Source organism: Micromonospora phaseoli (assembly GCF_900109115.1).
Classification (GTDB): domain Bacteria; phylum Actinomycetota; class Actinomycetes; order Mycobacteriales; family Micromonosporaceae; genus Micromonospora; species Micromonospora phaseoli.
The window spans coordinates 219592-241899 of the sequence record NZ_FNYV01000004.1 but is presented as its reverse complement, the minus strand read 5'-3'; the positions used below and the strand labels follow the sequence as shown (position 1 = coordinate 241899).

The window sequence follows — 22308 nt, the reverse complement described above, 5'->3', positions numbered from 1 at the left end:
CGGAAGTCTACGCGAAACAGCCACCGGCGCAGCGCGGGCGACCCGCGGCGGTGTTGTCGGATACCGGTACGCTCCCCCGGTGCGTGGAATCCTGCTCGCCGGTGGCACCGGATCCCGGCTCTGGCCGATCACCCGGGCGGTGTCGAAGCAGCTGATGCCGGTCTTCGACAAGCCGATGATCTACTACCCGCTCTCCACCCTGGTGATGGCCGGGGTGCGCGAGATCCTGGTGATCACCACGCCGGAGGAACAGCACCAGTTCCAACGCCTGCTCGGCGACGGCACCCAGTTCGGGCTGCGGCTGGAGTACGTCGCCCAGCCTCGACCGGAGGGCATCGCCCAGGCGTTCGTGCTCGGCGCGGACTTCATCGGCGACGAGGCGGTGGCGCTGGTCCTGGGCGACAACATCTTCCACGGGGTGGGCCTGGGGCGGCAGCTCGCCGCGGCGGGCGACCCGGCGGGCGGGCGGATCTTCGCCTATCCGGTGGCCAACCCGCAGGACTACGGCGTGGTGCACTTCGACCCCGACGGCCGGGTGCTGTCGATCGAGGAGAAGCCGGAGCAGCCGAAGTCCCGGTACGCCGTGCCCGGTCTGTACTTCTACGACAACCGGGTGGTCGAGATCGCCCGGGCGCTCACGCCCAGCGCCCGGGGCGAGTTGGAGATCACCGCGGTGAACGAGGCGTACCGCAGCCGCGACGAGCTGTCGGTCACCGTGCTGGACCGGGGGACGGCCTGGCTGGACACCGGCACCTTCACCTCGCTGATGCAGGCCGCCGAGTTCGTCCGGGTCATCGAGGAGCGGCAGGGCATGAAGATCGGCTGCGTCGAGGAGGTGGCCTGGCGGGCCGGGCTGATCGACGACACGCAACTGCGTGGCCTGGCCGAGCCGTTGATCAAGAGCGGCTACGGCGACTACCTGCTCGACCTGCTCACCGGCGAGCGCAGCGAGCTGGCTGGTGAGTTCGGCGGGTCGGGAGTTGCCCGGTGAAGATTCGGCCGTTGAGCATCGAGGGCGCCTGGGAGGTCACCACCCAGCAGCACGGCGACCCGCGCGGGCTGTTCCTGGAGTGGTACCGCTTCGACCGGCTGGCCGAGGTCGTCGGGCATCCGCTGCGGCTGGCCCAGGGCAATCTCTCCGTCTCGGCCTGCGACGTCGTGCGCGGTATCCACTTCGCCGACGTACCACCGGGGCAGGCCAAATACGTCACCTGCGTCCGCGGCGCGGTCCTCGACGTGGTGGTCGACCTGCGGGTCGGCTCACCGACCTTCGGACGGTGGGAGGGCGTACGCCTCGATGACGTGCAGCGGCGGGCGGTCTACCTCGCCGAGGGGCTCGGCCACGGTTTCTGCGCGCTGACCGACGACGCCACCCTCAGCTACCTCTGCTCGACCACCTACAACCCGTCGGCCGAGCACGCGGTGCATCCGCTGGACGAGGAGTTGGGCATCGAGTGGCCGACCGGGTCGCCGCAGTTGTCCGCCCGCGACGCCGCCGCGCCGAGCCTGGCACAGGCCAGAGCGGCGGGCCTGCTGCCGGAGTACGCCCGGTGCCAGGAGTACGTGTCTGGGCTGCGCGCCGCGCCGTGATCCGGGGGTCGCTGACACGGTCACGTGCCGCGACAGTGACGAACAGGGCCTCCGTACGGCTAATGTCTCATCATGGAGCGGCGAATCTTCGGTCTGGAGACCGAGTACGGCGTCACCTGCACCTACCGCGGGCAGCGGCGGCTGTCCCCTGACGAAGTGGCCCGGTATCTCTTCCGCCGGGTGGTGTCCTGGGGCCGGTCGAGCAACGTCTTCCTGCGCAACGGCGCACGGCTCTACCTGGACGTCGGCTCGCATCCCGAGTACGCCACCCCGGAGTGCGACTCGGTGGTCGACCTGGTCGCCCACGACCGGGCCGGCGAGCGAATCCTGGAAGGGCTGCTCATCGATGCGGAGAAACGGCTGCACGACGAGGGGATCGCCGGCGAGATCTACCTGTTCAAGAACAACACCGACTCGGCCGGCAACTCGTACGGCTGCCACGAGAACTATCTGGTGTCCCGGCACGGTGAGTTCGGCCGGCTCGCCGACGTACTGATCCCGTTCCTGGTCACCCGGCAGTTGATCTGCGGCGCGGGCAAGGTGTTGCAGACGCCGCGCGGCGCGGTCTACTGCCTGTCCCAGCGGGCCGAGCACATCTGGGAAGGTGTCTCCTCGGCCACCACCCGCAGCCGCCCGATCATCAACACCCGGGACGAGCCGCACGCCGACGCGGAGCGCTACCGCCGGCTGCACGTCATCGTCGGCGACTCCAACATGAACGAGGTCACCACGCTGCTCAAGGTCGGCACGGCCGACATCGTGCTGCGGATGATCGAGGCCGGGGTGGTGATGCGCGACCTGACCCTGGAGAACCCGATCCGGGCCATCCGGGAGGTGTCGCACGACATCACCGGCCGCCGGAAGGTCCGACTGGCCTCTGGCAAGGAGGTCAGCGCCCTGGACATCCAGCAGGAGTACCTCACCAAGGCGACCGAGTTCGTCGAGCGGCGCGGCGGCGACCAGACCGCCAAACGGGTGGTCGAGCTGTGGGGCCGGGTGCTGCGCGCGGTGGAGACCGGCGACCTGGAGCCGGTCTCTCGGGAGATCGACTGGGTGACCAAGCTGCGGTTGATCGAGCGGTACCAGCGCAAGCACGACCTGCCGCTGTCCCACCCCCGGGTGGCGCAGATGGATCTGGCCTATCACGACCTGCGTCGGGGCCGAGGGCTCTACGCGTTGCTGGAACGGCGGGGAGATGTGGACCGGGTGGCCACCGACCCGGAGATCTTCGAGGCCAAGGAGACGCCGCCGCAGACCACCCGGGCCCGGCTGCGTGGCGAGTTCATCCGGCACGCCCAGGAGAAGCGGCGGGACTTCACCGTCGACTGGGTGCACCTGAAGCTCAACGACCAGGCGCAGCGCACCGTGCTGTGCAAGGACCCGTTCCGGGCGTACGACGAGCGGGTGGAGCGGCTGATCGCCAGCATGTGAGGCGGAGGGCGTGGGTCGAGGTCGCCGGGTACGGCGCGCTTCGCCCACGCCCTACCCGTTGCTGCCCAGGGGCCGGGTAGGCTGGCTCGTCGTGATTCCTCCCGAACCTCCCAGCCAGGGCACCGAGCGACAGGGCTGGCTCGAACGCCGCCGCGAGAAGGTCCGCGCCGAGGTCGAACGCAACCGGCGTGGCGAGTACACCGTCCCCACCTGGGTGCTGGCGTTGGCGCTGGTCCTGATCGTCGGCGCCTGGCTCGCGCTGGTCATTCTCGCCTGAGCAGGGTCGTTCCGGTTGTCGCGTGAGCCGGCCCGCGCTGGTCATCGCCGCGCGAGCCGGCCCACGGTGGTCATTGCCGGGTGAGAAGGCCGGCATGCCGGCCGGCTGCGGCGGCGGCCAGGAAATAGGCGTGGTCGGCGTCGAGCCCGCGTCCCATCGTCGACAGCGTCACCGGACTGCGGCGGAGCGCCTCGTCGAGTCCCGTGGTGTCCACCCGTAGCACGCGGTGCCGTGCGGCGAGCGGCGCCAGTGCGGCGTCGACCTCGGCGGCCAGCGCCGGCTCCAGGCCGTCGGGCACCACCAGCTCCGCGCGGGCCAGCGCCACCCGGCCGTACGCGGTGAGGCTGTGGTGCGAGACGCCGCGGTGCCGTGGCCGTGGATCGGCGGCGGAGATCCGCAGCGAGCCGACGGGGCGCCCGCCCAGCGTGGCGATGGCGTTGACCGCTTCGCCGACCGCCACGCCGGAGAAGCCCCAGGGGGTACCGGTGCCGAGGTTGCCCGGGCCCTGCGCCACCACCGCCACGTCTGCGCCGAGCACGTGCCGGGCGGCGAGCAGCCCGCTGTGCAGTGTGGACGCCTCCAGGTCGCCGCCGAACGCCTGCCCGACGCTGATCGTGCCCACCAGGTCGTCGCGCAGCCCGGCGAGGGTGCGGGAGAACCAGGCGGGCAGCGCCCCGCCGTCGGTGAGCAGATATGCCACCCGGGCCTGCGGCGCGTCGGCGCGGACACCGGCCACGATCGCCGGCAGCGCCGAGTGCAGGTCAGCGGTCACCACCGGCAGCCCGGCCAGGTCCGCCGCGGTGGCCAGCGTCTCGTGGTGCGGCGACGCCTCCTCGTCGACGCCGAGCAGGATCGGCTGCAGCGGGGTGTAGCGGGCCTTCACCAGGTGACCCGCGTCGCGCGAGTCGAGGGCCTCCGGCGGGTCCGGTGGCAGCCGGTCGGGCAGCGCCACGACCAGGGCGTACCCGCCGGTGCCCAGACCCATCAGCAGCGCGCCGGCGTTGAGCAGTACCCGGTCACCGACCTCGGGGTCGCCGACCAGGGCCGGGTAGGCGAGCGCCCGCATCGTGCCGCCGGTCACCTCGACGTCCAGCTCGACCGCCCCGGTCCACCTCCGCCGCAGCGCCGTCACCGTTCCCGCCCGCCACCGCACCATGCCCCGCACGCTAGCGCCCAGGGGGCCGTGCCGCGCACGGCGGGGTGTGCGCCGATCATGGGTGTACGTGGCGCGGGTGTTAAGAAGGGACCCCTGCTCTACCGCAGGCGTTAAGAGGGGGCCCTTCCTTGTCGACGGCGCGGCGCGCGGGTGCGTGTGGGGGCTGGGGGGCTGCTAGCGTCTACGGGGTGTCGCGCAGCCGCACCGAACGCCTGGTCAACCTGGTGATCTGCTTACTGTCTACGCGGCGGTTCCTGACCGCCGCGCAGATCGCCGCGACCGTGCCCGGTTACGAGCACGACCCGGACGACGCCCGTGAGCACGAGGCGTTTCAGCGCAAGTTCGAGCGGGACAAGGCCGAGTTGCGTGAGTTGGGCGTGCCGCTGGAGACCGGGACGGCGAGCGCGTTCGACGCGGAGCCCGGCTACCGGATCGCCCGTCGGGAGTACGCGCTACCCGACATCCCCCTCAAGCCCGACGAGGCCGCCGCGGTCGGCATCGCCGCACGGCTCTGGCAGCACGCCGGCCTGGCCGCCGCCGCCTCCTCGGGGCTGGCCAAGTTGCGCGCCGCCGGCGTGGACGTGGACCCACAGGCCACCCTGGGACTGGAACCGATGGTCACGGTCGACCCGGCGTTCGCCCCGCTGACCGCCGCCGCACGGGACCGGCGCGAGGTCCGCTTCGACTACCGGGTGCCCGACCGCGACGCGCCCGACCGTCGTCGACTGCAACCGTGGGGCGTGGTCTGCTGGCGCGGCCGGTGGTACGTCGTCGGCCACGACCTGGAGCGCGACGCGACCCGCTGTTTCCGGCTGTCCCGGGTGGTCGGGACGGTCCGGGTCACCGGCGAGCCGGCGGCCTACCAGCCGCCGGCCGGGGTCGACCTGATCAGCCACGTGGCGCGTTGGTCCGGACCGACCGAGCGGGCCGGCCGGGCGACCGTGCTGGTCACTCCGGGGCGGGCGGCCGGGTTGCGCCGTTGGGCGGTGGAGGTCGCCGCCGGGGCGGCGGCCGACCGGCTGGTCCTGCCGTACGCCGAGGCGGAGTCGCTCGCCGGGCATCTGGTCGGCTACGGCCCCGACGTGCGCGTGCTCGACCCGCCGGAGGTCCGCGAGGCGGTCATCCAACGCCTCAAGGAGATCGCCACCCGGCACGACGCGGCAATGGTGGTGACCCGGTGAGCGCGAGGAGTGAGCTTGCGAGCCCCGCAGTCGCGAACGAAAGGCGGGCCCGGTGAGCGCGAGGAGTGAGCTTGCGAGCCCCGCAGTCGCGAACGAAAGGCGGGCCCGGTGAGCCTGCGGGGCGGTCCGCGTACCTCCGCGGACCGGCTGGCCCGGCTGCTGAACCTGGTGCCGTATCTGCTCGCCCGACCCGGCATCGAGATCGCCGAGGCAGCTGGCGACCTGGGCGTCACGGAGCGGCAGCTGCGGGAGGACCTGGAACTGCTGTGGGTGTGCGGCCTGCCCGGGTACGGGCCGGGCGACCTGATCGACATGGCCTTCGACGGCGACCGGGTGACCATCACCTACGACGCGGGCATCGACCGGCCGCTGCGGCTCACCCCGGATGAGGCGCTCGCGCTGGTCGTGGCGCTGCGAATGCTGGCCGAGACGCCCGGGGTGGCCAACCGGGAGGCCGTGGAGCGGGCCCTCGCCAAGATCGAGGACGCGGCCGGTGACCTGGTCGCCGCCCCGGTGGAGGTTCGGCTGCCGGGTGACGCCGGACGGGTGGCGCAGTTGCGTGCCGCGGTGGAGAGTGGGCGCGCGTTGCGCATCACCTACTACACGGCGGCCCGGGACGAGACCACCGAGCGCGTCATCGACCCGCTGCGGGTACTGATGGTCGGTGGCCGGACGTACGTGGAGGCGTGGTGCCGGCGGGCCGAGGCGGTACGGCTGTTCCGGGCCGACCGGATCGACGCGTTCGCCGAACTGGCCGAGCCTGCTGTGGTGCCGCCGCAGGCCCGCCCGCAGGACCTGAGCGAGGGGGCTTTCCGACCCTCGCCCGACCTGCCGTTGATCACGTTGCGGATCGGCCGGGGCGAACGGTGGATCACCGAGTACTACCCGTGCGAGCGGGTCGAGTCCGACGGCGAGCGTTGGGTGGTCTCGATGCGGGTCACCGACCTCGGCTGGGCCCGCCGGTTCGTGCTCGGGCTGGGCCCGGACGTGGCCGTCGTCGCTCCCGTGGAGTTGGCCGAGCAGGTCCGCGACACGGCGGTGGCGGCCCTGGAGGCGTACGCGACCCCGATTCCGGCCGGCGCTGACCCGGCGGCGGCGGGCGGCAGGCAGTAGGCTGGCGGCCGTGCTGAAGTGGATCGTGCTCGCGCTGGTGCTGGTGCCGTTGGTCGTGCTCGCGCTGACCGTGCGCCCCCTGCTGGCGCGGCTGCCCGAGCTGCGCCGGGCGGCGGCGAAGTTGCAGCGACGTGCCGACGAGGCGGCGTCGCTGAGCGTGGCGGCGGAGAGCCTTCAGCAGCGTGCCGAGGCATTGCAGAGCCGGCTGGAGACCACCCAGCAGCGGCTCGTCCTGATCCGCGCGCGTCGCGGCGACTGAGCGGCGCCGACGCCGCCCGGGAGGCTGACCGCGTCGTGCGTCCTCCTGCGCGTTGCGGGCCGATTTCGCGCAGCAATATCCAGTTGCCTGGTTGACGAGACACTCGCGGTTGGCCGAGACTTCACCCGTCGGACCAACCACCACCTCCCTGGCGGGTGGCAACAGCCTTCGACGCACGTACGATGGGCTGCGCATCACCCCCATCAGAACAGAGCGACTGGAGCTTCACATGGGTGCCCTCAGGCCCTGGCACATCGCCGTACTCGTGGTCGTGCTGATCCTGCTCTTCGGCGCGAAGCGGCTCCCCGACGCGGCCCGTTCCCTCGGTCGTTCGCTGCGGATCATCAAGGCCGAGACCAAGAGCCTGGCTGACGACGACGACCGTGACCTTGCCGGCAAGGCCGACGCGCAGGCCGGCTACCAGCCGTACCCGCCGCAGCAGCCCGGGCAGCAGGCGCCGCAGCAGCAGCCGTACCAGGGCACGGTGCAGCAGCCGGTCGTCGACCCGGTGCAGCGCGTCCGCGAGAACTGATCGCCGGGTCCGGTAATCGTGGCCTTCGGACTCCGCAAGCGCGGACCGACCAGTTTCGAGCGGGCCGCCGACGGCTCGATGACCCTCATCGAACACGTCCGGGAGCTGCGTAACCGGCTGTTCAAGGCGTCGCTGGCCATCCTGGTCGGCTTCGGCTTCGGTCTCTGGCTGGCCGGGCCGGTCCGTGAGTTGCTCTCCGAGCCGTACTGCCAGCTGCCCAGTAGCCGACTGGCCGACGGCCGATGCAACTTCGTCCAGCTCGGCCCGGCGGACCTGTTCCTGCTCAACCTGAAGATCGGCCTCTGGGTCGGGCTGATCCTCGCCGCACCGATCTGGCTCTACCAGCTCTGGGCCTTCATCGCGCCGGGCCTGCACCGCAACGAACGGCGGTATGCCTACGCCTTCACCGCGCTGGCGGCACCGCTGTTCGCGGCCGGCGCGGTGCTGGCGTACTTCGTCGCTTCCAAGGGCCTGGAGTTCCTGCTCCAGGTCTCGGGCGATGACATCAACACGACCCTCGACATCACCCGTTACATCTCGTTCATCACGAACCTGATCCTGATGTTCGGGGTGGCGTTCGAGTTTCCGCTGATCGTGCTGATGCTCAACTTCGTCGGCATCGCCAGCGCCAAGCGGCTGCTCGGCTGGTGGCGGATCGCCGTCTTCGCCTTCTTCGCCTTCGCCGCGGTGGTCACCCCCACGCCGGATCCGTTCGGCATGACCGCGCTGGCGCTGTGCCTGTGCGCGCTCTACTTCGCCGCTGTCGGTGTCGCGTTCCTCAACGACAGACGCCGGGGACGCGGCAAGGAGATCTACGCCGGCATCGGCGACGACGAGGTCTCCCCGCTCGAGGACGACCGGGATCCGGTCGAGGCGGGCGAGCCGGTCGGCTCGGTCGCCCCGGTCGAGGCCCCCGAGCCGGTGGCCCCGCCCCGGCCGATCGAGCGACGCTACGACGACGTGACCTGACCCTTCGTGACCCGGCCCGCACCCCAGGTGCGGGCCGGCCGCGCGCCGGTCGGACCGGCTGTCGTGGTACAGCTTCTGTGGTGTTGACCGTGGCGGTACGGTGCACGCCGTGACCGCTGACGATCACGTCCCGATCCCCGACGGGCCTGTCGCCGTGTTGGCCAACCCGACCGCCGGGCGGGGCCGGCACCGGGGACTGCTGCCGGACCTGCTGGACCGGCTCTCGGCTGCCGGCCGGTCGGTGCGGCTGCTGCGCGCCGGCACCGCCACCGAAGCCGAGTCGGCCTGCTTCACCGCCGTCGCCGAGGGAGCTGGCGCGCTGGTCGCGGTGGGTGGCGACGGCACGGTGCACCGGGCGATGCAGGCCGTTGCCGGCACCTCGGTGCCGTTCGGCCCGATCCCGGCTGGCACCGGCAACGACTTCGCCGTCGAGACCGGCTATCCGGCCGATCCACGTGCGGCAACGGACGTCATAGCGGCGGCGCTGCGCGATGGCCGCACCAGTCCGGTCGACCTGGCCCGGATGGCCAGCGAGGACGGCACTGTCCGCTGGTACGGTGCCGTGCTCGCGGCCGGCTTCGACGCCATCGTCAACGAGCGGGCCAACCGGATGCGCTGGCCGCGCGGCTCGCGCCGCTACGACCTGGCCATCCTGGTGGAGCTGGCCCGGCTACGCCCCCGCCGCTACACGCTCACCCTGGACGGCGAGCGGGTCGAGGTCGACGCGGTCCTGGTGGCGGTCGGCAACGGGGCCAGCTACGGCGGCGGGATGCGGATCTGCCCGGCGGCGGACCCGACCGACGGCCTGCTCGACGTGGTGGTCGGTGGTCGGTTCGACCGCCGCACGCTGATCCGGGTGAAGCCGCGCATCTACGCGGGCACCCATGTCGCGCACCCCCTGGTGCGCACCTACCGGGCACGTACGGTCACTCTCGTGGCCGAGGGCATCACCACCTACGCCGACGGCGAGCGTTCCCTCGACCTCCCCGTGACGATCACCGCCACCCCCCGCGCCCTACGCCTCCTGCGCTGACCGCAGGCGGGCCCGGTTCGTGATGTCCGCCGCATACCAGGATCGGTCGGGGAACGTGTCTGGGTGTCAGCGGCGGGTCAGGTCGAGGACAGCGCCCAGGCCACTGGGGCGGCCGGGGTCGGCGGCGGGGAGGACCAGGGCGGCGCAGCCGGCGGCGACGGCACCGGCGTCGGCTGGGGTGTCGCCCACCATCAGTGTCTCCTCCGGGTCGACGCCGAGCAGTCCGCAGGCCCGCCAGAAGATCGCCGGGTCCGGCTTGCAGCGGCCCACCTCGTACGACAGGACGAAGGCGTCGACCAGGTCAGCCAGCCCCCAGGCGTCGAAGAGGGGCCGGATGTCGAAGCCGATGTTGCTGACGACCGCCACCCGCACGCCGGCCTCGCGGAGCGCGGCGAGGGTGGGCGTGGTGTCCGGGTAGGGTATCCAGCCCGCCGGCACCAGCAGGCGCTCGTAGAGCGCCTCGGCGAAGCCGTCGATGCCCGCGTCGACCGTCGCGGCCAAGCCGGTGTAAGCGCCCCGGTGGGCATGCTCGTAGAGATCCCGGTCGGCCCACAACTCGGCCAGGTGGGGCGGTACCCGGGCGGGCAGCGGCCCACCGGCCCGGCCAGCGGTCAGCAGCCGGTCGGCGAGCCCGATGGCGCGCGTCCGGTCCAGCTCGACCCCGCATGCCGCCGCAGCGCCCAGCACCCACTGTCCGGGCTCTTCCACCTGGGCCAACGTGCCGTGGAAGTCGAACAGCACCGCCTTGACAGGCCGACGGGACGCGCCCCGACGGGTGGCCTCGTCGGGGTGGCGCGCGGCGTCGGTCGGTTCGGCATGATCCGGCACGTCGTGCACCCTACCGACCCACTCCGACCGTACTGCCGGACGGCCTTGCCGGGTGCCCGTCAGGGGTACGCACTAATCTTGGGGACATGTCGAGTCCCGCCGAGCGGTACGCCGCGGCGCGCCGCCGGGCCGCCCAGGTCGCACAGTTCCCGGCGTTGGAAGAGTTCACCTCGGATCTGGGGTTCGACCTCGACGACTTCCAGCGGGAGTCGTGTCAGGCCCTGGAGCGGGGCAGCGGCGTGCTGGTCTGCGCGCCGACCGGTGCCGGCAAGACGGTGGTCGGTGAGTTCGCCGTACACTTGGCGCTGCGCGGCACGCCCGGGGAGCCGGCGCCGACCGACGGTGTCCGGCGCAAGTGCTTCTACACCACGCCGATCAAGGCGCTGTCGAACCAGAAGTACCACGATCTGGTCGACCGCTACGGTGCCGAGCAGGTGGGCCTGCTCACCGGGGACAACGCCATCAACGGCGACGCCCCGGTGGTGGTGATGACCACCGAGGTGCTGCGCAACATGCTCTACGCCGGCTCGACCACCCTCGAAGGCCTGGCGTACGTGGTGATGGACGAGGTCCACTACCTGGCCGACCGGTTCCGCGGCGGGGTGTGGGAGGAGGTCATCATCCACCTGCCCGCCTCGGTGACCCTGGTGTCGCTGTCGGCGACGGTCTCCAACGCCGAGGAGTTCGCCGACTGGCTGATCACCGTGCGGGGCGAGACCACCGTGGTGGTCAGCGAGCACCGGCCGGTGCCGCTCTGGCAGCACATGCTGGTCGGCAAGCGGATGTTCGACCTGTTCCATGACGCCGCTGCCGCGCGCAAGCACGACGTGCACCCGGAGTTGCTGCGCTACACCCGGGAGACGGTGCGCCGACTCGACCTGGGCGAGGGACGCTCCGCCGGGCCGGGTGCCGGTCGTCGGGGGCCGCGCTGGCGGGGGCCGATGCGGCCGGACATCGTGGACCGGCTGGACCGCGAGGGTCTGCTGCCGGCGATCCTCTTCATCTTCAGCCGGGCCGGCTGCGATGCCGCGGTGCAGCAGTGCCTCGCCGCCGGGCTGCGGCTGACCTCGCCGGAGGAGCGCGCGGAGATCCGTCGGGTGGTGGAGTCCCGGGTGACGGCGATCCCCGGCGAGGACCTGTCCGTGCTGGGCTACTGGGAGTGGCTCGACGGGCTGGAGCGCGGGCTGGCCGCCCACCACGCGGGGATGCTGCCGGCCTTCAAGGAGGTCGTCGAGGAGTTGTTCGTCCGCGGGCTGGTCAAGGCGGTCTTCGCCACCGAAACGCTTGCCCTGGGCATCAACATGCCGGCCCGATGCGTGGTGCTGGAACGTCTCGTCAAATACAACGGCGAGGCGCACGTCGACCTGACGCCGGGGGAGTACACCCAGCTCACCGGGCGGGCCGGGCGTCGGGGCATCGACGTCGAGGGGCACGCCGTGGTGGTGTGGTCCCCGGAGACCGACCCACGACACGTGGCCGGGTTGGCCTCCACCCGGACGTATCCGCTGCGGTCCAGCTTCCGGCCCTCCTACAACATGGCGGTGAACCTGGTCGGCAGCGTCGGCGCGGAGCCGGCCCGGGCGCTGCTGGAGTCGTCGTTCGCGCAGTTCCAGGCGGACCGGTCGGTGGTCGGCCTGGCCCGGCAGGTGCAGCGCAACACCGAGACCCTTGAGGCGTACGGCGCGGAGGCGGACTGTCACCACGGCGACTTCGACGAGTACTTCGCGCTGCGGGTGGCCATCGCCGACCGGGAGCGGGCCATCGCCCGGCAGGGGCAGAGCCAGCGGCGGGCGGCCGCGGTAACGTCCCTGGAACGGCTGCGGATCGGCGACGTGATCCGGGTGCCGTCGGGGCGCCGGGCCGGCCTGGCAGTGGTGCTCGACCCCGCCACCGGCGGCTTCGGGGAGCCGCGTCCGCTCGTGCTCACCCAGGACCGGTGGGCCGGCCGGATCACCCCCGGTGACTTCACCGCGCCCGCCGAGGTGCTGGCCCGCATCCGGGTGCCGAAGCACTTCAATCCCCGTTCGCCGGCGGACCGTCGGGATCTCGCTGCCGCGGTCAGTGGTACCGGCCTGGACCGGCACTCCCGCCGTGGCGCCCGGTCCCGGCAGTCGGGGGAGGACCACCAGCTGACCCAGCTCCGCGGCGACCTGCGCCGGCACCCCTGCCATGCCTGCCCGGAACGGGAGGAGCACGCCCGGTGGGCGGAGCGCCGGCGGCGGTTGGAGCGCGACACCGAGGAGCTGCGCCAGCGGGTCGCCGGCCGGACGGGGTCGCTGGCGCGCACCTTCGACCGGATCGTCGCTCTGCTCACCACCCGCGGCTACCTCACCGCCGGGGGCGAGGTGACCGATGCCGGGCGGATGCTCGGGCGGATCTGGACGGAGGCGGACCTGCTCGTGGCGGAGTGCCTGCGGCGCGGCGTCTGGGACGGGCTGTCACCGGCCGAGCTGGCCGCCGCGGTCTCCGTGGTGGTCTTCGAGGCACGCCGCGACGTCGACGAGCGGGCCTCGTTGCCGCGTGGCGCGGTCGCCGAGGCGGTCGACGCGACGCTGAAGCTGTGGAGCGAGATCGAGTCCGACGAGGCATCCCGTGGCCTGACCGTCACCCGTGAGCCGGACCTGGGCTTCGCCTGGCCGGTCTACCGCTGGGCCAGGGGCGAGGCATTGGCGAAGGTGCTGGCCAGCGGGCACGAGCTGGACGGCGAGATGCCGGCCGGCGATTTCGTCCGGTGGTCCCGTCAGGTGGTCGACCTGCTCGGCCAACTGGCCGACTCCGGTGGCGCCTCGACGGAGTTGCGGGCTACCGCCCGCCAAGCGATCGGCGCGGTCAACCGGGGGGTCCTGGCATACCATTCACCGGCCTGAACAGCGCTGCGTGAGGGCGAATCGACGCACCGCTACGTTACCGAAGCGCCACGCCCCGCAATACCCTGGGGGCGCTATTGTGCCTGGTGGGGACGTCCCGGATCATGTCATCGGCGCGTGGGCTACGCGTCGGTAGCAGCTCTGGGGGGAGCCACTGTGGCGGACATCAATCATTTTGAGTACGGCTGGATCACACCGGCGCTCAGCTACGCGCTGTCGGTGCTCGGCTCGATCCTCGGTCTGGTCTGCGCCACCCGGATCCGGGCCGCGTCCAGCACCGGGCAGAAGGTCTGGTGGGGAACGCTGGCGGCGTGGGCGATCGGCGGCACCGCCATCTGGACCATGCACTTCATGGCGATGCTCGGCTTCGCCGTGAGCGGCTCCCGGATCCGGTACGACGTGCCGATCACCGTCGCCAGCGCGCTGCTCGCGGTGCTCGCGGTCGGCATCGGGCTGGCGATCGTCGGCACCGGCCGGCTCTCTGCGGTACGGATCGTCGCCGGTGGCCTGTTCACCGGCAGCGGCGTGGCGGCGATGCACTACAGCGGCATGGCCGCGATGCGGCTGGACGGTGACCTGTCCTACGACAACCTCCGGGTGGGCCTGTCGGTGTTGATCGCCGTGGTCGCGGCCACCGTCGCGCTCTGGCTTGCGGTGACCGTCCGCCGTGGGCTGGCGATCCTCGGGTCGGCGCTGGTCATGGGGGTGGCGGTCAACGGGATGCACTTCACCGGGATGAGCGCCCTGTCGGTGCACCTGCACGAGGAGCGCGGCGAGATCGTCGGCGCGGGGGTGGGCACGCTGCTGATCCCGATCGTGCTGTTGGTGATCTTCGGCGTGGTGGGGCTGGTCTACGCCCTGCTCGCCGCGCCCACCGACGAGGACCGCGCCGCGGCCGCGTACCTCGACGCCCGCCAGACGCCGACCGCCGCCGGGCCGCCCGACGTGACCGCGCCCGACCCGGTGGGGCTGCGGGCCCGGTCCACCCTGGCCCGCCCCGGTGCCCAGTTTCCGTCCCGCCGGGACCACCCGCCGCGCTGACCGGTGGCGCGCGGGTGCCTCGGCCGGCTGGCGACCGCCGAGGCACCCGCGCCGGCTCAGCTCAGGACAGGGCCTTGAGGAATGGGCCGTGGCTGCGGCCGAACTCCCACTGGTAGTACCGGTCCCAGTTGATCGACCAGGTCATCAGCCCTCGAAAGTCGGGACTGGTGCCGCTGCGCGGGGTGTAGCTGCCGCAGTTCTGCCCCCGGACCAGGCAGATCACCGCTGACTGGATCCCGGCGGGAGCGAGGTAGCCGTTGCCGGCGCTGACCGAGGACGGCGCACCGAAGGCGACCTGGTTCTCCCGCAACGCGGGGAAGATCCGATCCGGGTTGCCGGCGACCGGGAAGCCGGCGAGCAGCATGTCCGTCATCGCGACGTGGAAGTCGGCACTGCCCATCGTGTGGTACTGGTTGTCCAGGCCCATGATCGGACCGGAGTTGTAGTTCTGCACGTGCAGCACGGTCAGGTCGTCGCGCAACGCGTGGATGACCGGCAGGTACGAACCGGCGCGCGGGTCCTGCCCGCCCCACGGGCCCGGCCCGTAGAACTGGTAGCCGAGTTGGACGAAGAAGGTCTCCGGCGCCATGGTGAGCACGAAGTTCGGGCCGTAGCGCTGCTTGAGTGTCCGGATCGCGGCGATCAGGTTGACCACCACTGGAGTGCTCGGATTGCGGAAGTCGGTGTCGCCGGCGTTGAGGTAGAGAGAGTGGCCCTCGAAGTCGATGTCCAGCCCGTTCAGTCCGTACCGGTCGACGATGGCCGACACCGAGCTTACGAACGTGTCCCGGGCGGCGGTCGTGGTCAGCTGGACCTGCCCGTTCTGGCCGCCGATGGAGAGCAGCACCTTCTTGCCCTGCTGCTGCTTGGCGCGGATCGCCGCGATGAATTCGGCCTCGGTTTCCACGCCTGGGCATTCGCTGACCGGGCAGAGCTGGAACCGGATGTCGCCGGAGGTCACCGAGGTCGGCTCGCCGAAGGCGAGGTTGATGATGTCCCAGTCTGCCGGTACGTCGGCCATCCGCAGGTAACCGGAGCCGTTGGCGAAGCTGGCGTGCAGGTAACCGATGAGGGCACGGCGGGGGATGCCGCCGGCCGGCGGCGTGGTCGGCGGGGCTGTGGTCGGCGGGGCCGTGGTCGGCGGGGCTGTGGTCGGCGGGGCTGTGGTCGGTGGCGTGGTGGTCGGCGGGCTGGTCGGGGTGCCGCCACCGCACGGCGCGCCGTTGAGCTGGCAGTCGGTGGGTGAGCCCGGTCCGGTCGCCAGGAAGCCGAACGAGACCGACGAGCCGGGTGTGAGCGTGCCGTTCCACGACCGGTTGGTGAAGGTGTGCCGCTGGCCGGCGCTGCTGACGGTGGCGTCCCAGTAGGTGCCGAGAGTGGTCCCGGCGGGCAGGCTGAAGGCGACCTGCCAGGAGGTTATGGTGCTGGCACCACCGTTGGTGATGGTGTATCTGCCCTCCCAGCCGGTGCCCCAGTCGGCGGTCTTGACGAAGCCGGCGGTAGGGCCGGCGGCTCTCGCCGGTGTGGCCAGCACGAGCGTGCCGGCGGCGGCGGTGGTCAGGGCCGCGAGGGCGGCCAGCAGCAGATGTCGGGCGGGGCGACGCATCCGGACCTCCCGGGGACGAAGGCCGTCGATCGACGGATGAGCAATTATTAAGTTTGTTTACTGTCGATGTCCAGGGCCGGCTCGGTCCGTCGGGCCGTTGGCTGTGGAACTCGGGTAGCCGGGCTGCCGTGCACGGGCGGCGGTCGACTTCCATCGTGGACGGTTGCGGAAAGTGTCGTACCCGACACCGACGATGTATTCATGGCTGTCCCCGCACTCAACCCGCGAAACGCCCCGGCGCGCTCGCTGCCCCTACGCGAGGCGCGTACCCGACTCAGTCAGCTCGTCGCCATGGCTGAGCTGACCGACACGGTCACCGTCGTCACCCGCGACGGCGACTCCCGACCGGTTGCCGCTATCGTGCCGGCGGGCGCCGCCCGCTCCGTCGCCCAGGCCCGTGCCGACACCGAGCGGCTTGCCGAGGTCACCGCTGGATGGGCCCGGCGCCTTGAGGCGCTGCGTGAGCAGAGCGGTCGTCGACACGCCGCAGAGCTGCGCGTGGTGGCCGCCGCGCTCGCCGAGGTGTGGGCCGAGTTGGATCGACGGGTCGCGCCCGGCGATCCCGCGCTGGCTCGTCTGCGCGCGGCCCACGCGGACCTGCTCGCCGGCTGAGGGCCGGGCCGTCTCGGCGGAGCGTCCGACGTGGCCGCGCCCGCTGTGGGCGCACCCGGCCTGGCGGCCAGGTAGCCCGGGTCACGCTTGGGTAACTGTGGGTCACCCTGTGGGTCTGGTCCGCCACAATGGAGCACTCGCGCTGAGTGGTGGACGGGGGTATCGATGAGCGAGTCCGGTGAACGTGCCGAGGCACCGATCCCTGAGCGGGCCGGCGTATCGGGCACGACCGCACGGGCGCGGCGGTTGCGCCTCGCCGCGTTGCTCCTGCTGCTGGTGGTGCTCGTTGTCGCGGTGGTCCGGGTGGTCGCCGTCGTCGGACCGCCCAGCCGGGAGCAGCTGCGCGAACAGGCCGGTCTTACCGGCAAGCAGGAGCTGTTCATCGGGGTGAAGGACGACCAGCCCGGTGTGTCGCAACGGCTGAAGAACGGCGCCTTCGAGGGCTTCGACATCGAGATCGCCTACATGATCGCCGAAGATCTCGGCTTCGACGCGTCGAGGGTGACCTTCCTGCCCATCGAGAGCGAGGACCGCGCCCGACGACAGGCGCGCACCGCCGACGGCAGGTTCGTCAGCGTCGATCTGGTCGTCGCCTCCTACAGCATCACCAAGCAGCGCCGTGAGCAGGGCGTGATCTTCTCCGCGCCGTACCTGCAGACCGAACAGTCGGTGGTCTCCCTTGCCGAGAGCGATCTTGAGCCGACCAGCTTCCGTGATCTCGCCGGGCGGAAGGTCTGCACCCTTGCCACCTCGACAGCGGAGCGCAACCTGGAGGAGGCCGGCGCGCTTGCCCACGGCCGCAATCGGATCAGCGAGTGCATCCAGGAGCTGTACGACGGCGAGGTCGACGCGGTGACCAGCGATGCGGCCATTCTGGCTGGCTTCGTGGCACCCCGCCTGCCCGGTGCGGACTCGTCGCCGATGATCGAGCTGACGGATCCCCAGCCGTTGCGCCACTCGGACCTCGGCGCCGACGGCGACGAGCTGTGGGGCGTGAACACCGGCCCCAAGCCGGCGATGCGAGATCTCGTCAACCTGTCGCTACAGGAGTCGCGGACCGGTCGCAACGGCATGCGATGGCGGGCGGCCTTCGAGAAGTACTTCGCCTCCGCGCAACGTTACAACGACCCGCAGCAGGTCGCGGTCGATCGGCAGCCGGAGCCGTGGCCGGAGGATGAGGTGGAGGTGCGGCAGTGGCCGTGGGAGAGGTTCGCACTGCCGTACCCGCACCGACCACGGCCGGGGCCGCCGCCCGCCGCCGCCCGGGGGCGCGCCAGGCGCAGCAGTGGCTGCTGACCCTGCTGCCCGCCTTCCCGGTGCTGCTGCTGGTGCTGCGGCTGTGGCGGCTCAGCCGGCAGGACATGTCGACGATGTTGCTGCTGGTGCAGTACGTCAGCCCGCTGGGGCTGCTCAGCGCTCTGCTCATCGCCCTGGTCTGGGCGGTGCCGCTGGTGGTGCTGGTGCCCGCCGTGCTCGGCCGACTGCTGCAGGTCAGCGCACCCGACCGGTTCGACCCCGAGCGTTCGCTGTTGGCCTACGCCACCTCGCGTACACCGGACTGGGTGCTGGTGGCGACGGCCGTCCTCGCCGCCCTCACCTGGCAGCTGCGATTCCTGCCGGCGCTGGCGATGCTGCTGGTGTGGCTGGTCGCCCTGCACACCCGCACCCGGTTCCCGGACCGGCCGCGGCTGTTGACGGCCACCGGCGTGATCCTGCCGGTGGCCGTCGCCGCGGCCTGCTACGCCTGGTTCGGCCCGGCCATCTGGGCGGCCGTGAGCCACGGTGAACTGGCCACCGCCGTGTTGCTGGCGCTCCCGCCGACCGGCGCGCTGGTGCTGACCGGGCCGGTGCCGACCCGGATCGCCCCGACGGTGACCCGCACGCTCACCTACACGGCCGGCGCGCTGATGCCGTTCGTGATGGGGGCGGTGTTCCTGCGGGTGCCGCTGCTGCCGGCGGTGGCCGTCGAGGTCGGCGAACCGGTCACCCGGGAGATCGTCCTGGGTGAGGCGGTGACGGTGACCGACAAGATGACCATTGTGCTGGACCGTTCCGGCGCGGTCCGGTTCCTGCCCAACGACACGGTCCGGGGGCAGGTGCTGTGCCCCGACGCCGGGCGGACGCCAACGAGCCGGATCGAGGTGGCCGGCTGGCCGGCGGAGGACACCGCGCTGGACTGGTCGATGCCCCGCCGCCCGGTCGGGTCCCCGGATCCGCGCTGCGCCGGCCTGGTGCCGACCGCGCCGTGAGGCCTTCGGTGCCGCCCGAGGCCATCACCTGCCCGGCGATCCGCTCCCACCCGCCCGCCCGGCGGCCGGCTCAGCCGCGCCCGTACCGTCCCTTGAGCCGGCGGCCCAGCTCGCGGGCGATTTCCCGGTTGGCGTCGCGTTCGGCGAGCGCCTGCCGTTTGTCATACGACCGGCGGCCCCTGGCCAGGCCAAGTTCGAGCTTCGCCCAGCCGCCGGAGAAGTACATCGACAACGGCACCAGGGTGATGCCGCCCTCGCGGGTCTGCGCCAGGATGCGGGCGATCTCCACCCGGCGAAGCAGCAGCTTGCGGGTACGCCGGGGCGCGTGGTTGGTCCAGGTGCCGTAGCCGTACTCCGCGATGTGCAGCCCGTACAGCATGATCTCCCCGTCGCGTTCCTGGGCGAAGGCGTCCACCAGCGAGACCCGGCCCTCGCGCAGCGACTTGACCTCGGTGCCGGCCAGCACGATCCCCGCCTCGTAGGTCTTGAGGACCGTGTAGTCGTGGCGGGCCTTGCGGTTCGAGGCGATCAGTGTCCGCTCGGCGTCGCGGGAGGTGCCCATCCGGCGAAGGATATCCCGTGCCGCTGCGGGCGGGACAGGCTCACCCGGGACCGCCCGGTTCCGGCGGCCTGTCGCGCAGCCGGCCGGCCAGATCAGCTACCGCGGCCTCGAACCGAGGATCGGACTCGCCGGGCCAGTGCCCGACGATCTCGGGCGGGACGCTGTCTCCCGGTGGGGGCACGACGTCCCACGGGTCGCGCAGCCGGCGGTCGACGGTGAGAGCCGGATCGGGCGTCGCCGGCCGCCGGCCCGCTCGGTGTGGTGAGAAGACCCAGCCGCCGATCGGGTCGGTGTCGCGCCACAGGTTCAGCCACCGCCAGTTGACCCGCTCGCCGACCTCGCGCAGCACCTTCTCGTCGATGAACGCCGGGAAGAGCCGCGCGTAGAGCCGGCGCAGCGGTGAGCCGTACGTCAGCAGGGCCAGTCGACCGCACACCTCGGGTGGCAGCTGGAGCACGGTGGCGGCGAGCAGCACCGAGCCGTGGCTGTGCCCGGTCAGGAGTACCCCGTGACCCTGCTCGGTGAGGTGGACGATGCGCCGGCTCAGCTCCGGTACCGCCCGCTCGGCATAACAGGGCGGCGCGAAGGGGTGGGCGGCCCGTGGCCAGAAGGTGCCCAGGTCCCAGAGGATGCCGACGTGCCGGCGGAACGCCGCCGTGCGGTAGGCGAAGATGCCGCCGACGAGCAGGGCGAGTACCACCGCCGAGATGAGCAGGCTGCCCACCTGGAGGCCGAACACGGTCGCCGCCGCCGGTATCCCGGTCAATCGTTCGACCACCGTCGGCGGTGCCAGCCGAAGCATTCCGAGCAGGCTGGTGGGCATGCCCGCGCCGACGACGCAGCCGTACACCACGGCGACCACCTCCACGCGTTCGGTGAGCCGGGCTCGGGCGATCATCCGCTCGACCTGGCGCAACCGGTACTGGGCCTGTGGCGGAGCGTCGGGGTGGTCGCGCGCCACGATGGCGCGTGCGATTCGGATCCGCCCGGGGCGGGTGGCCAGGGTGACGACGACCGCCGCTGCCAGTGTGCAGGCGGCGGCCACGAGGAAGACGAAGATGGCCCACTTGTAGCCCAGCGGGGGGCCGATCTCCGACTCCGAGTCGGCGGCGGCGCGCCGGTTGAGCAGGTCGGCGACCTTGTACACGAGGTCGGCGGAGATCGCGACCGCCAGCCCGGTGGCGGCGGCGGCGATGACCGGGGCACCAAGCCCCCGCAACGAGCCGGTGCCGGTGCCGGTGCGGCGCCGGCTGCGGCTGGCCAGCGCCACCGTACCGAGTACGACCAGCAGCACCGCCTGGACGAGGATGATCAGGCCGACCAGCATGGCGTAGCCGGGCAGTCCGTCACGTACCCGCCAGGGCGTGGGGTCGAGGGTCACGGCGGCCAGCACCAGTGGGGTGAGCGCGACGGCGGTGCTGCGCAGCCCGCCCGCCAGCCGGTCCACCAGTGGATGGGGCGCCGGCGTGTCGATCAACGGGTGCGCGCAGAGCAGGGCCGTACAGGCGATCAGCACCAGTGCGGCGAACGCGGCCAGCGCGACGCTGACGGTCGACGGGCCCGAGACGATCCGGGCGATGAGCAGTCCGAGACTGAGCGTGGCGAAGCCGGCGGCGACGTGCAGCGCGCACAGGCGGCTCACCGTCGGTGCACCATCCCACTGGCCGACCGCGCTGAGCTGGTGCGCGCCCGAGGTGGTGGTGGGCGTGCGAAAGGCGGCGAAGTTGTGGGCCGGCCGAGCGGCGAGGCGCCAGAGTAGGCCGAGCGCGGCGGCTGGCAGCAGCGCGAACACCGCCAGGGTCAGACCGGTGGGGCGGTCACCGAGCCAGGACAGGTATGGGCGGCCGGCCAGGCAGTGCGGATTGGGCAGACACCGCCAGGCGATCAGATCGAGTGACACGCCCATTGCCGCGAGGACGTACAGCATGGTCAGGGTGAGGGCGAGCAGCCGACACACCGCCTTGAGCCCCGCACCGGCGGTGCCCCGATATGGCGGGCGCATCCAGATCGCCACGTTGCAGAGCATGAAGGGGAGCAGAAAGACCAGGGACAAGGTGCGGGAGATGGTGCCGGAGGGCAGGTCACTCCACCGGTACGCCTCCATGGTCACACCGCTCGGGCCTTGGGTGTCCGGGTAGCCGGGACGTGGGCGGTAGAACCCGCCGTTGCGGTCACCGGCGACCTGGTGGCTGTGCGGGCGGTCCAGGATCTGCTCCGCTCCGGCGCCGGACACGCCGTGCACCCGCAACTCCACGACGTCGTCCGACGTCCCCGGCCCACTGGTCATCGGCCCCCCGAAAGGTGTCTGCTCGCCGGCACCGGCCCGCCCGCCAGACCGCCGCGACCGCCTCGTGCCCGCCGCCGGCCCGGCTCCGGCGTACCCGTCTACCCGGCCCGAGGCCGGACACGCCTGCCGGACGGATCGCACGGACCGGAAGGGGCGGCCGGTGGAGCTGGACCCGGCTGACCCGCTCAGTCCCGCTGGCGGGCGAAGAAGTCGTCCAGTACCTGGGTGTGGGTGGAGAACGCCAGCTCGGTCGGCTCGGTCAGCACCAGCCATTCGGTGGCCTCCGCCGTCGGCGCCGACGGCGGCAGCTCGTCTGCCGGGCGTACCGGTAGCATTCCGAAGATCATTATGGTGCCGCCAGCCGGCGCGCTGTGCACCGCGATCAGTTCGGCTCCGGCCGCATCGGCGTGCAGCCCGGTCTCCTCGCGCAGCTCGCGGACCAGCGCGTCCCGCCACTCCTCGCCGTACTCGATGAAGCCGCCGGGCAGCGCGAGCAGCCCGCGCGCCGGCTCGATGTCCCGCCGGACCACGACCACGCCGAGGCCGGTGGCCGTCCGCACCGGCGCCACCGCCACCGCCACCGGCAGCGGGTTGCGCCAGACCGTGCCGCCGCAGGTCGGGCAGGCGCGAGGCCAGGTGGCCTCCGCCGGATAGGCCGAGCCGCAGTACGAGCAGTGTGAGTGCGCCACGCCGGTCATGCGCCAGCACGTTACCC

At 72.1% G+C, this 22308-nt stretch carries 21 protein-coding genes; 15 read left to right on the top strand and 6 right to left on the bottom strand.

The window, feature by feature from the left end:
• The first annotated feature begins 79 nt into the window (after positions 1 to 79).
• The 4 genes from rfbA (at position 80) to BMY89_RS12610 (ending at position 3298) form a co-directional block, all read left to right on the top strand.
• Positions 80 to 991, top strand: a complete 912-nt coding sequence (gene rfbA, locus BMY89_RS12625) for a glucose-1-phosphate thymidylyltransferase RfbA (RefSeq protein WP_092379809.1) — start codon at positions 80 to 82, stop codon at positions 989 to 991.
• Complete coding sequence (locus BMY89_RS12620) at positions 988 to 1590, top strand: dTDP-4-dehydrorhamnose 3,5-epimerase family protein (protein WP_092379807.1); 603 nt, start codon at positions 988 to 990, stop codon at positions 1588 to 1590. The genes rfbA and BMY89_RS12620 overlap by 4 nt, the downstream gene beginning before the upstream one ends.
• Positions 1591 to 1662: 72 nt before the next feature.
• Positions 1663 to 3021 carry a Pup--protein ligase gene (gene pafA / locus BMY89_RS12615; protein ID WP_092379805.1) on the top strand — a complete coding sequence of 453 codons (1359 nt, stop codon included), beginning with the start codon at positions 1663 to 1665 and terminating at the stop codon, positions 3019 to 3021.
• Between the two features lie 91 nt (positions 3022 to 3112).
• Positions 3113 to 3298 (top strand): hypothetical protein, encoded by a 186-nt coding sequence (locus BMY89_RS12610; protein ID WP_092379803.1) that lies wholly within the window; start codon positions 3113 to 3115, stop codon positions 3296 to 3298.
• Positions 3299 to 3368: 70 nt separating this feature from the next.
• On the opposite strand, the gene BMY89_RS12605 is transcribed toward BMY89_RS12610, so the two are convergent.
• Positions 3369 to 4454, bottom strand: a complete 1086-nt coding sequence (locus BMY89_RS12605; RefSeq protein ID WP_092379801.1) for a DUF3866 family protein — start codon at positions 4452 to 4454, stop codon at positions 3369 to 3371.
• A gap of 188 nt (positions 4455 to 4642) precedes the next feature.
• Between BMY89_RS12605 and BMY89_RS12600 the strand changes: the two genes are divergently transcribed.
• The 6 genes from BMY89_RS12600 to BMY89_RS12575 all read left to right on the top strand — a co-directional run bounded on the left by BMY89_RS12600 (position 4643) and on the right by BMY89_RS12575 (position 9541).
• Positions 4643 to 5635: a helix-turn-helix transcriptional regulator gene (locus BMY89_RS12600; protein WP_092379799.1), complete on the top strand. Its 993-nt coding sequence runs from the start codon at positions 4643 to 4645 to the stop codon at positions 5633 to 5635.
• 108 nt (positions 5636 to 5743) lie between these two features.
• Positions 5744 to 6748: a helix-turn-helix transcriptional regulator gene (locus BMY89_RS12595; RefSeq protein WP_092379797.1), complete on the top strand. Its 1005-nt coding sequence runs from the start codon at positions 5744 to 5746 to the stop codon at positions 6746 to 6748.
• A 10-nt stretch (positions 6749 to 6758) separates the two neighbouring features.
• The gene (locus BMY89_RS12590) at positions 6759 to 7007 is read left to right on the top strand and encodes a hypothetical protein (protein WP_092379795.1); all 249 of its coding nucleotides are present in this window, start codon (positions 6759 to 6761) and stop codon (positions 7005 to 7007) included.
• 229 nt (positions 7008 to 7236) lie between these two features.
• Positions 7237 to 7539, top strand: a complete 303-nt coding sequence (gene tatA, locus BMY89_RS12585; RefSeq protein ID WP_092379793.1) for a Sec-independent protein translocase subunit TatA — start codon at positions 7237 to 7239, stop codon at positions 7537 to 7539.
• 18 nt (positions 7540 to 7557) lie between these two features.
• A complete protein-coding gene (gene tatC / locus BMY89_RS12580) occupies positions 7558 to 8508 on the top strand; it encodes a twin-arginine translocase subunit TatC (protein ID WP_092379791.1) in 951 nt (316 codons plus the stop codon).
• Between the two features lie 100 nt (positions 8509 to 8608).
• The gene (locus BMY89_RS12575) at positions 8609 to 9541 is read left to right on the top strand and encodes a diacylglycerol kinase (protein WP_092379789.1); all 933 of its coding nucleotides are present in this window, start codon (positions 8609 to 8611) and stop codon (positions 9539 to 9541) included.
• A 66-nt stretch (positions 9542 to 9607) separates the two neighbouring features.
• Here the strand turns inward: BMY89_RS12575 and BMY89_RS12570 are convergent, their stop codons facing one another.
• Entirely contained in the window at positions 9608 to 10369 is a 762-nt protein-coding gene (locus BMY89_RS12570; RefSeq protein ID WP_092380344.1) for an HAD family hydrolase, read from the bottom strand.
• Between the two features lie 86 nt (positions 10370 to 10455).
• On the opposite strand from BMY89_RS12570, the gene BMY89_RS12565 reads away from it, so the two are divergent.
• Together BMY89_RS12565 and BMY89_RS12560 are read left to right on the top strand one after the other, a co-directional pair.
• A complete protein-coding gene (locus BMY89_RS12565; protein WP_092379788.1) occupies positions 10456 to 13236 on the top strand; it encodes a DEAD/DEAH box helicase in 2781 nt (926 codons plus the stop codon).
• A 156-nt stretch (positions 13237 to 13392) separates the two neighbouring features.
• On the top strand, positions 13393 to 14277 hold the full coding sequence (locus tag BMY89_RS12560) for an MHYT domain-containing protein (RefSeq protein ID WP_092379786.1): 885 nt from the start codon (positions 13393 to 13395) through the stop codon (positions 14275 to 14277).
• A gap of 61 nt (positions 14278 to 14338) precedes the next feature.
• Here BMY89_RS12560 and BMY89_RS12555 read toward each other — a convergent pair whose 3' ends face one another.
• Entirely contained in the window at positions 14339 to 15862 is a 1524-nt protein-coding gene (locus BMY89_RS12555) for a chitinase (protein ID WP_092380342.1), read from the bottom strand.
• Positions 15863 to 16084: 222 nt separating this feature from the next.
• Here BMY89_RS12555 and BMY89_RS12550 point away from each other — a divergent pair, with 222 nt between their 5' ends.
• The 3 genes from BMY89_RS12550 (at position 16085) to BMY89_RS12540 (ending at position 18744) form a co-directional block, all read left to right on the top strand.
• A complete protein-coding gene (locus tag BMY89_RS12550) occupies positions 16085 to 16495 on the top strand; it encodes a type II toxin-antitoxin system Phd/YefM family antitoxin (protein ID WP_092379785.1) in 411 nt (136 codons plus the stop codon).
• A 165-nt stretch (positions 16496 to 16660) separates the two neighbouring features.
• A complete protein-coding gene (locus tag BMY89_RS12545) occupies positions 16661 to 17791 on the top strand; it encodes a transporter substrate-binding domain-containing protein (RefSeq protein WP_092379783.1) in 1131 nt (376 codons plus the stop codon).
• Positions 17695 to 18744: a hypothetical protein gene (locus BMY89_RS12540; RefSeq protein WP_092380341.1), complete on the top strand. Its 1050-nt coding sequence runs from the start codon at positions 17695 to 17697 to the stop codon at positions 18742 to 18744. The genes BMY89_RS12545 and BMY89_RS12540 overlap by 97 nt, the downstream gene beginning before the upstream one ends.
• A gap of 70 nt (positions 18745 to 18814) precedes the next feature.
• Here the strand turns inward: BMY89_RS12540 and smpB are convergent, their stop codons facing one another.
• From smpB to BMY89_RS12525, 3 genes are all read right to left on the bottom strand, one after another.
• A complete protein-coding gene (gene smpB, locus BMY89_RS12535; protein WP_092379782.1) occupies positions 18815 to 19306 on the bottom strand; it encodes an SsrA-binding protein SmpB in 492 nt (163 codons plus the stop codon).
• Positions 19307 to 19346: 40 nt separating this feature from the next.
• Positions 19347 to 21593 (bottom strand): hypothetical protein, encoded by a 2247-nt coding sequence (locus BMY89_RS12530; protein ID WP_092379780.1) that lies wholly within the window; start codon positions 21591 to 21593, stop codon positions 19347 to 19349.
• Between the two features lie 185 nt (positions 21594 to 21778).
• A complete protein-coding gene (locus BMY89_RS12525; protein ID WP_092379779.1) occupies positions 21779 to 22291 on the bottom strand; it encodes an NUDIX domain-containing protein in 513 nt (170 codons plus the stop codon).
• Between the last annotated feature and the right edge of the window lie 17 nt (positions 22292 to 22308).